At 66.2% G+C, this 13,175-nt stretch carries 11 protein-coding genes and 1 pseudogene; 5 read left to right on the forward strand and 7 right to left on the reverse strand.

The features are described 5' to 3' along the window. Positions 1 to 188: 188 nt before the first annotated feature. The 4 genes and pseudogenes from DL544_RS17855 to ubiE all read right to left on the reverse strand — a co-directional run bounded on the left by DL544_RS17855 (position 189) and on the right by ubiE (position 4,538). Complete coding sequence (locus DL544_RS17855; RefSeq protein WP_005419404.1) at positions 189 to 809, reverse strand: HAD family hydrolase; 621 nt, start codon at positions 807 to 809, stop codon at positions 189 to 191. Then, the gene (locus DL544_RS17860) at positions 809 to 1,540 is read right to left on the reverse strand and encodes a hypothetical protein (RefSeq protein WP_005419405.1); all 732 of its coding nucleotides are present in this window, start codon (positions 1,538 to 1,540) and stop codon (positions 809 to 811) included. Before DL544_RS17860 ends, DL544_RS17855 begins: the two co-directional genes overlap by 1 nt. A gap of 125 nt (positions 1,541 to 1,665) precedes the next feature. Next, a pseudogene (locus DL544_RS17865) lies at positions 1,666 to 3,593 on the reverse strand (M1 family metallopeptidase). 183 nt (positions 3,594 to 3,776) lie between these two features. Continuing rightward, positions 3,777 to 4,538, reverse strand: coding sequence for a bifunctional demethylmenaquinone methyltransferase/2-methoxy-6-polyprenyl-1,4-benzoquinol methylase UbiE (gene ubiE, locus DL544_RS17870; RefSeq protein WP_005419407.1), 762 nt, complete (start codon positions 4,536 to 4,538; stop codon positions 3,777 to 3,779). Between the two features lie 81 nt (positions 4,539 to 4,619). Here ubiE and DL544_RS17875 point away from each other — a divergent pair, with 81 nt between their 5' ends. From DL544_RS17875 to DL544_RS17890, 4 genes are all read left to right on the forward strand, one after another. Beyond that, a complete protein-coding gene (locus tag DL544_RS17875; protein WP_005411083.1) occupies positions 4,620 to 5,072 on the forward strand; it encodes a nucleoside deaminase in 453 nt (150 codons plus the stop codon). Between the two features lie 198 nt (positions 5,073 to 5,270). After that, positions 5,271 to 5,531 carry a hypothetical protein gene (locus tag DL544_RS17880; protein ID WP_065186226.1) on the forward strand — a complete coding sequence of 87 codons (261 nt, stop codon included), beginning with the start codon at positions 5,271 to 5,273 and terminating at the stop codon, positions 5,529 to 5,531. Between the two features lie 75 nt (positions 5,532 to 5,606). Continuing rightward, positions 5,607 to 5,942, forward strand: coding sequence for a hypothetical protein (locus DL544_RS17885; protein WP_005411085.1), 336 nt, complete (start codon positions 5,607 to 5,609; stop codon positions 5,940 to 5,942). Positions 5,943 to 6,012: 70 nt separating this feature from the next. Continuing rightward, entirely contained in the window at positions 6,013 to 6,435 is a 423-nt protein-coding gene (locus DL544_RS17890; RefSeq protein ID WP_065186225.1) for a low affinity iron permease family protein, read from the forward strand. An 83-nt stretch (positions 6,436 to 6,518) separates the two neighbouring features. Here the strand turns inward: DL544_RS17890 and smeF are convergent, their stop codons facing one another. From smeF to smeD, 3 genes are read right to left on the reverse strand one after another with little or no spacing between them, the layout of a single operon-like run. After that, positions 6,519 to 7,919, reverse strand: a complete 1,401-nt coding sequence (smeF, locus tag DL544_RS17895; protein WP_139727684.1) for a multidrug efflux RND transporter outer membrane subunit SmeF — start codon at positions 7,917 to 7,919, stop codon at positions 6,519 to 6,521. Between the two features lie 57 nt (positions 7,920 to 7,976). Then, positions 7,977 to 11,099, reverse strand: a complete 3,123-nt coding sequence (gene smeE, locus DL544_RS17900; protein WP_065186223.1) for a multidrug efflux RND transporter permease subunit SmeE — start codon at positions 11,097 to 11,099, stop codon at positions 7,977 to 7,979. Between the two features lie 12 nt (positions 11,100 to 11,111). Continuing rightward, positions 11,112 to 12,296 carry a multidrug efflux RND transporter periplasmic adaptor subunit SmeD gene (gene smeD, locus DL544_RS17905; RefSeq protein ID WP_005419428.1) on the reverse strand — a complete coding sequence of 395 codons (1,185 nt, stop codon included), beginning with the start codon at positions 12,294 to 12,296 and terminating at the stop codon, positions 11,112 to 11,114. Positions 12,297 to 12,503: 207 nt separating this feature from the next. Here smeD and smeT point away from each other — a divergent pair, with 207 nt between their 5' ends. Next, the gene (gene smeT / locus DL544_RS17910; protein WP_065186222.1) at positions 12,504 to 13,163 is read left to right on the forward strand and encodes an efflux transporter SmeDEF transcriptional repressor SmeT; all 660 of its coding nucleotides are present in this window, start codon (positions 12,504 to 12,506) and stop codon (positions 13,161 to 13,163) included. The last annotated feature ends 12 nt before the right edge of the window (positions 13,164 to 13,175 follow it).

Consider the following 13,175-nt stretch of genomic DNA (forward strand, 5'->3'; position numbering starts at 1 on the left):
CCCGCGCCTTCGGCGCGCCCCCTTGAACAACAAGGGGGCTTTGCATCCGATGCGCTGCTGGGAATGCTGTGGGTAGGTGTCGACCTGGGTCGACACTGCCGGCCAGCGGCCGGCACTACCGGAACTTCCGACCGACACGTTGCCTGCTCTCTGTAGAGCCGAGCCCATGCTCGGCTTGCGCGCGCCGGTCATGCGGCCTGCCAGGCGGCCAGCAGCGCGCGGCAATCGGCGAAATGCCAGTCGGCGCGGCCCGGCCAAGGGTTCTCTGGCAGGTTGACCAGCACGGTATGCGTGCCGGCCGCACGGCCGCACTCCAGGTCGTAGGCGTGGTCACCCACCATCACCGCCTGCGCAGGCCCGATGCCCCATCGCCGCAGATGCTGCTGCAGGCCCTCCGGCGAGGGCTTGGGCACCGCTTCATCGCGACCAATGATGTCGGCATCGTCGAACAACGCCCCGACCCCGATCGCCTCCAGCGTCAGCTTCGCCAGCGCATGATCATTGCGGGTCAGGATGCCCAGCCGGCAGCCAGCCGCCGCCAGCGCGCGCAGCAGCTTCACCGCACCCGGCGCCGGCAGCGCGTCCTCGGCCAGCGCGCGCTCGTGATCCAGCAACCACTCACGCTTGGCCTGCGCCGGTGCATCCGGCAACGCCGCGATATGGTCGAGGATGTCTTCCTCGGCGGCGATCTCCAGTGCGCGGCGGATCGCGGCGAAATCATGCACGGCTACAGTCAGCGTGCCGTCCATGTCGAACACCCAGTGCCGGATCGCGGACAACGCGTGCACCGCGCTGCCCGTCGCGACCATCACTGCCACCACTGCGGCATGCGGCTGGCGTCGACGCCGCCGGTCTCGAACACCGCCGTACGGGTGCCTCCGGCCTTGACCGGGAACTCGATGCTGATCGACTTGCCCTTGCGCGCCAGTTTCCACAGCGCTTTCTGATCGGTGATGAACAGGGCGATGGCTTCATCGGTCTTCGGGCGCCACGCGGCCATCGACACCGGCTTGCCGTCGTCCACGGTCACTTTCACCGTGCACTGCGGGCAACGGAAATCGCCGGCCTGCAGCACCAGGTAGGCATGCCGCTTCCACTCCGGATGATCGCGGAACACCAGCTGCACCGGCTTGGCGCCGCTGCCATCCACGTCCACCCGTTCCTTGCTGTAGATCTGCGCCGAAACCTGGTTGCCCTTGCTGCCCACCGGGATCTGGTTGTACTGCCACAGCGCCTGCATGCGCCGCAGGTCGCGCGCGGCATCGCCCTTGGCCTTGACCTCGTCGAAGCCCGCGGCGATGCGCTCGGCGGCGGCGGTGTCCTTGTACTGGTCCAGCAGCGAGGCGCCGTGCAGGCGCGCGCGTTCCCAGTCCTGCGCGGCCACGGCCATGTCGTACTGCTTGGCCACGTCTTCGGCCTTGGCCTCCTTCTGCGCCTGCACGGCGGCTGCGGCGGCTTCCTGCGCCTTGCGTTCTTCCTCGGGGTTGCTGCAGGCGGCCAGCGCCAGGGTGCAGGCGGTGAGCAGGATCAGTCGTTTCATGGCGGAGGTCCTTGGTGTTTTCGCTTTTCTGTAGAGTCGAGCCATGCTCGACTGCTGTTGAAAAACCAGTCGAGCATGGCTCGACTCTACAAAAAAAAGCGCCGGGGGATGCCCGGCGCTTCTGCTTACTTGGCTTCAGCCTTGGCCAGCATGTCCTGGACCGAGGCGGTGGTGATCGGGTGGTAGCCCGGCTTGGCCTTTTCGAAGGCCTGCTTGGCCAGCTCCAGCCCCTTCGGGGTCTTCACCAGTTCAGCGTAGATCGGCAGGATCAGCTTGCGACGGCCGACGCGCTCGATGAATGCCGCCGCGCCTTCATTGGCCTGCTCGTAGCCGCTGCGGATCGCCAGCGGGTACCAGCGCATGGCGATCTCGCCATTCGGGGTGCCGGTGAAGTGGAAGGCCTTGTCCAGCGTGGCCAGCTTGTCCAGCGGCTGGGTCGCGCCCAGGCCATCGATGAAGCGCACCCATTCCTGCGTGCTCCAGTCGGCGATGACCTGGCTGCTCGGCACGGTGCCGGCGCTGGCGAAGGCGATGCGCGCGGTATCGACGCTGCTGAAGTTGCGCGACTGCGCCTTGGCCGCGAACGCCGGGATACCCGGCTCGTCCAGCCATGCCTTCAGTTCGGCCTCGGTCACGGCCGACGGATTCTTCGGCAGCAGGTTCTTCTTCATGTAATCGACGAACTGGTCGGTGTTCGCGCTCTGGAAGGCATGGTCATCGAACCAGCCACGCAGGAACGGATCGAAGGTCTCGCGGCCGAAGCGCTGTTCCAAGAACTCCAGGAACCACGAACCCTTGACGTAGGCCACCTGGCTGAGGGCTTCGTCGGGATCACGCTCGTTCAGCGGCGGCAGCGCCAGCGCCTGGTCGGCCGGGCTCATGTCCTTCACTTCGGCCAGCAGGTCGGTCTGGTCGATCTGCTTCTCCATCTCGGCCATTTCCTTGCCGTACAGAGCTTCGGTGATGCGGCCCTGGACGTAGGTGGTGAAGCCTTCATTGAGCCAGATGTCCTTCCAGCTGGCGTTGGTCACCAGGTTGCCCGACCAGCTGTGCGCCAGTTCGTGGGCGACCAGCGAGACCAGCGACTTGTCGCCGACGATCACGGTCGGGGTGGCGAAGGTCAGGCGCGGGTTCTCCATTCCACCGAATGGGAACGACGGCGGCAGCACCAGCATGTCGTAGCGGCCCCAGCGGTATTCGCCGTACAGCTTCTCGGCGGCACCGATCATCTTCTCGGTGTCTTCGAATTCCTTGGCGGCCTTGTTGACCATGGTCGGCTCGGCCCAGACGCCGGAGCGGCCGGAGATCGGCTCGAACACCAGGTCGCCGGCGGCGATGGCCAGCAGGTAGGACGGAATCGGCTGCGGCATCTTGAAGGTGTAGTCACCATCACGCGCGGCCTTCGGATCGTTGTCGGCGCTCATCAGCACCATCACGTCCGGGCGCGAGACCACGTGCGCGCTGTAGGTGAAGCGCACGCTCGGGGTATCCTGCAGCGGCACCCAGGAACGGGCATGGATGGCCTGCGACTGGCTGAACATGAAGGGCAGCTTCTTGCCCTCGGTCATCGACGGCGCCAGCCACTGCAGGCCCGAGGCGGTCGGTGCGGTGTGGTAGGTCACTTCCACCTTGGCCGGCTGCTCCGCAGCCTCGATGGTCAGCTTGCTGCCGAACACCTTGTCGGCCGGGGCCAGTTCGAACTTCAGCGGGCTGCGCGCGCCGTCGGCGGCAACGGCCTCGACCTTGGACACGGTCAGCTCGCGGGTGTCGAGCACCAGCTGCCTGGCGTCCTTCTGTTTCCATTCCAGGGTGTAGGTGGCGGTACCGCCGATCTGCTTCTGGTCGAAGTCCAGCTTCAGATCCAGCGCGATGTCCTTGATGACGACCTTGTCCGGCTCGGCGTACGAGCTCTCGTCGTGGCTGCGGTTCTCGGCGTTCACGGGGCGGCAGGGGCCTTTGCGGCAGTCGGGGCGGCGGCGGGCGCGGCCGCCTCCTGGGAGCAGCCGGCGGCCAGGGCCACGGCCAGCGGAAGGAGCATCAGCGGATTACGCATGAATCGGGACCGTTACGGGGATCAAACCCCAATGGTACCTCCCTCGGGCCCGGCAGGCGTTGCGCGGTGCGGGGTAATGGCGGGCACAGCGCCGGTAGTGCCGGCCGCTGGCCGGCAACCCCGTCGCCCGGTGGTTGCCCGCGCAGGTGCCGGCCAGCGGCCGGCACTACCGGAACACCGGGCCTACAGCTTGTAGCCGGAGTGGATCGAGACGATGCCGCCGGTCAGGTTCTTGTAGTGGCAGCGCTCGAAGCCGGCCTGCCCCATCATCGCCTTCAGTTCGTCCTGCGGCGGATGCTTGCGGATGCTCTCGGCCAGGTACTGGTAGCTGTCCGAATCGTTGGCGAACAACTTGCCCAGCCTGGGCAGGATCTTGAACGAGTGGAAGTCGTAGATCGGCTTGAACCAGTCGGCAGTGACTTCGGAGAACTCCAGCACGCGGGCCTGGCCGCCCACCTTCAGCACGCGGTACATCTCGCGCAGGCCGGCGTCCTTGTCGGTCACGTTGCGCAGGCCGAAGGCAATGGTGACCAGGTCGAAGCTGTTGTCCGGGAACGGCAGGGCTTCGGCGTTGCACTGCACGTAGTCCAGGCCAAGCACCAGGCCGCGGTTGGTCAGGCGGTCGCGGCCGACCGACAGCATGCCGGCGTTGATGTCGCCCAGCACCACCGAGCCCTCGGCGCCGACGCGTTCCTTCAGCAGGGCGGCGATGTCGCCGGTGCCGCCGGCCAGATCGAGCACGCGGTCGCCCGGCTTCACCTGCGCGGTCGCCACGTAGTAGCGCTTCCACGCCCGGTGCACGCCCAGGCTCATCAGGTCGTTCATCAGGTCGTAGTTGCGCGCGACCGAGGTGAACACCTGGCCGACCAGCTTCTGCTTGTCCTTGGCGGCGACGTCGCGGAACCCGAAATGGGTGGTACCGGCTTTGTAGGGGGATTCGCTCATGGCCCCGATTATCGCACCGCCGGGGGCCAGCGGCACCCCCTGCCCGTATCATGGCGGGCCACGACTGACCGGAGCCCCCGCATGATCACCACGCCCGACTACCAGGCCCTGCTGCAGACCGCCATCGCCGAAGCCCGCCAGGGCCTGGCCGAGGGCGGCGTGCCGATCGGCGCGGCGCTGTACCACAACGACGGCCGCCTGCTCGGCTGCGGCCACAACCGCCGCGTGCAGGAAGGCGACCCATCGGTGCACGGCGAAACCGACGCCTTCCGCAAGGCCGGCCGCCAGCGCCGCTACCAGGACACCATCATGGTCACCACCCTGGCGCCGTGCTGGTACTGCTCGGGTCTGGTGCGCCAGTTCAACATCGGCACCGTGGTGGTGGGCGAATCGCGCACGTTCCAGGGCGGCATCGACTGGCTGCGCGAGAACGGTGTCAACGTGATCGACCTCGACAGCCAGGAATGTGTTGACCTGCTGGGTGGCTTCATTGCGCAGCATCCGGAGATCTGGAATGAAGACATCGGTGAATAAGCACCGTGCAACGTGTCGTTGAACCCGTTTAATGAACGCTTCAGCGCGGGCACGTTCTAGTGCCCGCAGCGTTTGCGGCCGATGCCGTGAACCCGTGCACAGTCAGCTGCGCTGCGTGCATACACTGCGGTAACACCCCACCCGGCCGAGGCGCCTAGGGTGGGGTTACCGGGGTCCCTTTCCCCGGCGGAGCCAGCCATGTGCGCGCACGCCGTACGTCCCCCGCCCGACCCGATCCTCGATGCCATCCGCGAGCGCCTGCAGCAGCAATATGCACTGCACCGGCGCGGCGCGCTGTTCTGGACTGCCTATCAGCACATGCAACTGGAGCTGGTCCGCCGCCACCCGCTCGACCAGGAGCGCCTGTGCAATGCGATGGCCGACATGGCCGAGGACCTCGGTGCGGTCGAGCATGCGCAATTGATCGGCAATCGCCACGCCGGCTCCACATCCCGCTGACGCGGCATGCACCGCCACATACGCCACACTCCGATGAACCCCCACTCCCTTTCCACTCAACCGAACTGGATTGTCATGCACGCTGAAGTCCCCACCATTCCTCCGGTCATCAACGTAGACGCCGAGCTTGACCACTGGCGCCGCCAGCATGCCGAAGGCGCACTGCCGCACAACTCGTTCGGCTCGTACGTGCCGTGGATCAAGTTCGCCTGCGATTCGCTGATCACCCAGCCGCGCGCCAGCGAGGCCGAACGTGACGAGATGTTCCAGACCCAGTACGCCCTGCAGATCATGCCGCGGCTGAGCGAAGCCCAGGCCCGTGAGTTCGTCGACCGTTGCTGGCAGCACGTCTACCAGAGCAGCCCGGTGCGCAGCCTGCAGGCGCCACGACTGCAGCGCATGCGCGCCTGACCGGCGCTGCACGGCACCTGCACGGGTCACTGCCGATCATCCTCGTCACCTGAGTTGGCACACGACGACGATGAAAGCACGCAACCTGTTCAATACGATCGCCAAGAAGGCCGCGACAGCCACCGGCTCACCGTGGACCTTCCTGGCTGCAGTAGCGATCGTTGTGATCTGGGGCATCACCGGCCCGGTGTTCGGTTTCAACGACACCTGGCAGCTGGTGATCAATACCGGCACCACCATCATCACCTTCCTGATGGTGTTCCTGATCCAGCACACGCAGAACGCCGACACTGCCGCGATGCAGATCAAGCTGGACGAGCTGATCCGGGCGACGGCCGAAGCCAACAATGAACTGCTGGATCTGGAAGAACTGGACGAAGCGCGCCTGGAAGAGATCCGTGCCGAGTACGAGCAGATGGCCCGCGAAGCAGGCGATGCGCTGGCGCGCGTCCGTGCCTGCCATGCGGCGCGGCGCGACGATGAAGCGGTGTAGCAGGCCCCGGAATGACAATGCCGGCCAGCGGCCGGCACTACCATCGATCATCCAGGTAGAGCCGGCCGCCGGCCGGCTTTCTTTCATCCGCGCTCGTGCCAGCCGCCGCCCAGCACCTTGTACAGGGTGATGCGGTTGGCCTGCTGGGCCAACTGCGCCTGCAACTGGGTCTGCTGCGCGTTGTAGGCAGTACGTCGTGCGTCCAGCAGGGTCACGAAGCTGTCCAGGCCGGCGTCGTAACGTGCCTGCGACAGGCGGTTGGCCTGTTCGGCCGCTTCCACCAGGCGCTGCTGTGAACTCACCTGTTCATCCAGGCTGACATTCAACGCCAGCGCATCGGCGGTTTCGCGGAAGCCCACCTGGATCGACTTCTCGTACTGCGCCAGTGCGATATCACGATCAGCGTTGGCGACGGCCAGGTTGGCGCGCAGCTTGCCGCCCTGGAAGATCGGCAGGGTGATCTTCGGCAGGAAACTCCATACGCGGGTGCCGCTGTCGAACAGGCTGGACAATTCGCTGGAGCCACTGCCAATGCTGCCGGTCAGCGAGATGCTCGGGAAGAACGCGGCACGTGCCGCGCCGATGTTGGCATTGGCGGCCAGCAGCTGGTGTTCGGCGGCCATGATGTCCGGGCGCTGCAGCAGCACATCGCTGGGCAGGCCGGCCGGCGGAGGCGCCAGTGCCAGCAACTGCGGTTCGATGCCGTCCGGCAGCAGCGCCGGATCCAACTGGCCACCGGCCAGCAGGGCCAGCGCGTTGCGGTCCTGGGCCAGCTGGCCACGCAGGCGCGCGGCGTCGGTACGCGCGGTTTCCACCAGCGTGCGGGTCTGGGTCAGCTCCAGCGCCGAGCTACCACCACGCTCGTGGCGGGCCTCGGCCAGGCGCAACGAATCCTCGTAGGTCTTCAGCGTGGCATCGGCGATCTTCAGACGCTGGGCATCGGCACCGTAGGTCAGCCACGCCGTCGCTGTCTCGGCCACCAGGCTCAGCTGCGCGTTGCGACGATTGGCAGCTACGGCAAAGTACTGCTGCAGTGCCGCTTCGCTGAGGTTGCGCACGCGGCCGAACAGGTCCAGCTCGAACTCGGCCACGCCGACACCGGCGGTGAACTGCTCGGTGACGCCGGCGTCGGTGCCTTGGCGCTGCATCTGGCCGGTGACGGCCACACCGGGCACGCGGTCGGCGCGCTGTACGCGGTACTGGCCGCGCGCGCGTTCAACGTTGAGCACGGCCACGCGCAGGTCGCGGTTGTTCTGCAGCGACTGCTCGATCACCTGCTGCAGGCGCGCATCGGTGAAGAAGTCGCGCCAGCCTACGGCGGCGACATCGGCCGCCTGGCCCTGTACAGCCTCGGCCGGCCACTGCGCCGGAATTGCCGGAGCGACGGCGGTGTTCTTCGGCACCAGAGTGGAGCAGCCGGGCAGCGCGAGCGCGGCGGCAATGGAAAGGAACAGGGATGCACTTTTCATGGGAATGACTTCCATCGGTACTGCCGGATGGCAGGAGGTAGTGCCGGCCAGCGGCCGGCACTACCGTTTCGATCACGTCGTGGATTTGCGCTTGAACACGCGCTGCACCACTACGAAGAACAGCGGTACGAAGAACACGCCGAGCACGGTGCCGACGATCATGCCGCCGAGCACGCCGGTGCCGATCGCCTGCTTGGCGCCGGAGCCGGCACCGGTGGAGATCGCCAGCGGTACCACGCCCATGCCGAAGGCCAGCGAGGTCATCACGATCGGGCGCAGGCGGTCGCGCACCGCATGCATGATCGCCTCGATCAGGCCCGCGCCCTTCTCCAGGTTTTCCTTGGCGAACTCGACGATCAGGATCGCGTTCTTGCTGGTCAGGCCTACCGTGGTCAGCATCGCCACCTGGAAATAGATGTCGCGCTCCAGGCCCTTGAAGGTATTGGCCAGCACTGCGCCGAGGATACCCAGCGGGGCCGCCAGCAGCACCGCCGTCGGCACGCTCCAGCTTTCGTACATCGCGGCCAGGCACAGGAACACGATCATCAGCGACAGCGTGTACAGCAACGGCGTCTGCGAGCCCGCCTGGCGTTCCTGGTAGGACATCGCCGTCCACTCGATGCCGAAGCCCGCGGGCAGCTGCTTGGCCAGTTGCTCGATCTCGGCCATGGCATCGCCGGAGGCAACACCCGGGGCCGGTTCGCCCTGGATTTCCATCGCCGACACACCGTTGTAGCGCTCCAGGCGCGGCGAACCGTAATCCCAGTGCTTGGTGGCGAACGCGCTGAACGGCACCATCTCGCCCTTGTCGTTCTTCACGGACCAGAGGTCGAAGTCCTCCGGGATCATGCGGAACGGCTGGTCGGCCTGCACGAACACGCGCTTGACGCGGCCACGATCGACGAAATCGTCGATGTACGAGCTGCCCCACGCAGCGGCCAGCGTGCCGTTGATCTGGTCGATCGACAGCCCCAGCGAGGTCGCCTTGGCCGCGTCGATGTCGATGCGGAACTGCGGCGTGTCCTCCTGGCCGTTCGGGCGCACGTTGGCCAGCTTCTTGCTGCCGGCGGCCAGGCCGAGCAGCTGGTTGCGTGCGGCCACCAGTGCCTCGTGGCCCTGGCCGCTGTTGTCCTTCAGGAAGAAGGTATAGCCCGAGGCGGTACCCAGTTCCGGAATGGCCGGCGGCGGGAAGGCGAAGATGAAGGCATCCTTGATCTGGCCCAGGGCTGCCATCGCACGACCGGTGATCGGCATCACGCCATTGTTGGCGTCACGCTCGCTCCAGTCCTTCAGCTTGACGAACGCCATGCCGGCGTTCTGGCCCATGCCGGCGAAGCTGAAGCCCTGCACGGAGAACACCGAATCCACCGCATCCTTCTCGTTCTGCAGGAAGTGGTTTTCCAGTGCCGCGATCGATTCCAGCGTGCGCTCCTGGGTGGCGCCGACCGGGGCCTGCACCAGCGCCATCAGCACGCCCTGGTCTTCGTTGGGCAGGAACGAGCTGGGCAGGCGCACGAACAGCACGCCCATCAGCACGAACAGTGCCGCCACGATGCCCATGAAGCGCCACGGACGATGGATGATGCCGCGCACACCACGCTGGTAACTTTCGCTGGTGCGGTCGAAGCCGCGGTTGAAACCGTTGAAGAAGCGACCGGCCAGGCCGCGATGGGCAACATGATGCTCGCCCTTCTTCAACGGCTTGAGCATGGTCGCGCACAGTGCCGGCGTCAGCACGATCGCCACCAGTACCGACAGCGCCATTGCAGAGACAATCGTGGCCGAGAACTGCCGATAGATCACGCCGGTGGATCCGCTCATGAAGGCCATCGGCACGAACACCGCCGACAGCACCAGGCCGATACCCACCAGCGCACCGGTGATCTGGCCCATCGACTTGCGGGTCGCTTCAAGCGGCGACAGTCCTTCCTCGGACATGATGCGCTCGACGTTCTCCACCACCACGATGGCGTCGTCCACCAGCAGGCCGATCGCCAGCACCATCGCGAACATGGTCAGCATGTTCACCGAAAAGCCCAGCATCGCCAGCACGCCGAAGGTACCCAGCAGCACCACCGGCACGGCGATGGTCGGGATCAGGGTGGCGCGGAAGTTCTGCAGGAACAGGTACATCACCACGAACACCAGCACGATCGCTTCGAGCAGGGTCTGCACCACGCCCTTGATCGACACGCGCACGAAGGGGGTGGTGTCGTACGGGATCTCGGCCTTCAATCCGGCCGGGAAGAAGCTCTTCATGTCGTCCAGCGCAGCATCCACGCCGGCAGCGGTATCCAGCGCATTGGCGCCGGTGGCCAGTGTGACCGCCAGGCCGCTGGCCGGCTGGCCGTTGTAGCGGGTGACGAAGTCGTAGGACTCGGCACCCAGTTCGACGCGGGCGACATCACCCAGGCGCAGCTCGGCACCGTCCTGCGCGCCGCGCACGATGATGTTGCGGAACTGTTCCGGGGTCTGCAGGCGCGACTGCGCGTTGATGGTGGCGTTGAGCTGCTGGCCCTTCACCGACGGCGCACCGCCGAGCTGGCCGATCGCCACCTGGGCATTCTGCGCCTTGATCGCCGCAGTCACTTCCGCGACGGACAGGCCATAGGTATGCAGCTTGTTCGGGTCCAACCAGATGCGCATGGCGTACTTGCCACCGAATACCTGGATGTTGCCCACGCCCGGCACGCGGCTGAGGCGGTCGACGACATTGGAACCGACGTAGTCGGCGATGTCGTTGGCGTCCATGCTGCCGTTCTCGGACACGAACGCGATGACGTTCAGGAAGCCCGAGCTGGACTTGGCCACGTTGATGCCCTGCCGCTGCACTTCCTGCGGCAGCAGCGGCATGGCCAGCTGCAGCTTGTTCTGCACCTGCACCTGGGCGATGTCCGGGTTGGTGCCGCTCTCGAAGGTCAGGGTGATGGTGGCCTGGCCGTTGGACGAGCTGTTGGAGGAGAAGTAGATCAGGCCATCAAGGCCCTTCATGTTCTGCTCGATGATCTGCGTCACCGAGTCTTCGACCACCTTGGCCGATGCACCCGGGTAGGTGGCGCTGATTTCCACCGCCGGCGGTGCGACGTTGGGGTACATCGAGACCGGCAGCTTGAACAGGGCCAGGCCGCCGGCGAGCATGATGATGATGGCGATCACCCACGCGAAGATGGGTCGATCGATGAAAAAGCGTGCCATGGGGTTCTCCGCTTACTTCGCGTCGCCGGCCGGGGCGGCAGGCTGGGCATCGGCCGCCGGCTTGGCCGGTGCGTCGCCCTTTTCGGTGGCCTTGACCGGCATGCCGGGGCCGATCTTCTGCAGGCCTTCGACGATGACCTTGTCACCGGCCTTCAGGCCGTCCTCGACCAGCCACTTGTCGCCGACCGTGCGACTGACCTTGACCGGGCGCACTTCGACCTTGTTGTCCTTGCCGACCACCATCGCCGTGGTATCGCCCTTCGGATCGCGGGCGATGCCCTGCATCGGCACCAGCACGGCATCACTGCGCACGCCGCCGCCGATCACCGCACGCACGTACATGCCCGGCATCAGCAGGCCGTCCGGGTTGTCCACCTTCACGCGCAGGCCGAAGCTGCCGGTGGTCGGATCGACGCTGACTTCGGAGAACTCCAGCGTGCCCTTGTGCTCGAAGGTGCTGCCGTCTTCCATCAGGATGCTGACCGGCAGGGTCTGGTTGTCCTGCAGGCGGCCGGCGGCCAGTTCGCGGCGCAGCTGCAGCAGCTCGGCCGAAGACTGGGTCAGGTCGACATAGATCGGGTCCAGCTGCTGCACGGTAGCCAGTGCATTGGCCTGGCCGGCACTGACCAGCGCACCCTGGGTGACGCTGGACTTGCCGATGCGGCCGCTGATCGGCGCGGTGATGCGGGCGTAGCCCAGGGTGACGTTGGCTGCGTCCAGCGATGCCTTCGCGGCACCGACATCCGCCTCGGCCTGCTTCTGCGCGGCCACGGCATTTTCCAGGTCCTGCTGGCTGACCGCATCGACCTTGGCCAGCTCGGTGATGCGCTTGGCGCTCAGCCGGGCGGCGTTGGCGGTGGCCTCGGCGCGGGCCAGCTGGGCGCGGGCACTGTTGGCCTGGGCGCGGTAGCTGGCGTCCTCGATCTGGTACAGCGGCTCGCCGGCCTTGACCATGCCACCTTCGGTGAACAGGCGCTTGGCAACGATGCCATTGACCTGCGGGCGCACTTCGGCGACCAGGTAGGCGTTGGTACGGCCCGGCAGTTCGCGGGTCAGGCCCACGGTCTCGGACTTCAGCGTGACCACAGTGACGTCACCCGGGCCCTGCTCGGGGGCCTGGGGTTGGCCGCCGCAGGCAGCCACGGTCGCGGCGATCGCCAGCGACAGTGCAAAGGGTCGGATTCGGCTCAGCAACATGACGGAAAGGCTCTTAGGGGAAGGAATCTCAAATCGCGCTGATACAGGCCGAAAGCGCCAGCAGGCAACGCTCACCAGCGGGGAGTGGTAACCGGACCGGCCTGCCACGCACACGACGGGAATGATGGGAGCGAAATATACATACATGATTGTTTGTTTGTAAACCGGTACAATTCAGCCACGTTTCACCCGCACTCGTACCCATCCATGGCCCGCAAGACCAAAGAGGACACCCAGGCAACCCGGGAAGGCATCCTTGACGCCGCCGAAGCCTGCTTCCATGAACACGGCGTGGCCCGTACCACGCTGGAGATGATCGGTGCCCGCGCCGGCTATACCCGCGGTGCGGTCTACTGGCACTTCAAGAACAAGAGCGAGGTGCTGGCCGCGATCGTCGAGCGCGTGCATCTGCCTTTCATGCAGGAGCTGGAGCGCACCTCGACCGACCAGCGCAACACGCCGGTGCACGACCTGCGCGCGGTGATGATCCACTCGTTCATCGAACTGTCCGAGGACGAGCGCTTGCGCAAGACCATGGAGATCATGCTGCGCAGCGATGCGTCGGCTGATACCCGGGTGCTGACCGAACTGCAGCAGGCCGGTTTCCGCGATGGACTGGACCGGATGGAACGTGCCCTGCGCCGGGCAAAGGACCTGGGCCAGCTGCGCGAGGGTGCAGACCCGAAGATCGCCGCACGCATGCTGCACGCCACCGTGCTGGGCGTACTGCACGGTGCGATGGTCGAACCGGAACTGATGGACCTCAAGCGCGATGGCATGCTCGCACTGGACATGACCCTGGCCGCCTACGTAAAGGACGGCGTGTTCGTTCCCGGCACCGTGCCCGAGCCGCTGCCCGAGGCATGAGCGGGTTCACTG

It is taken from the genome of Stenotrophomonas sp. pho, from assembly GCF_006228405.1.
Taxonomy (GTDB): Bacteria; Pseudomonadota; Gammaproteobacteria; order Xanthomonadales; family Xanthomonadaceae; genus Stenotrophomonas; species Stenotrophomonas sepilia.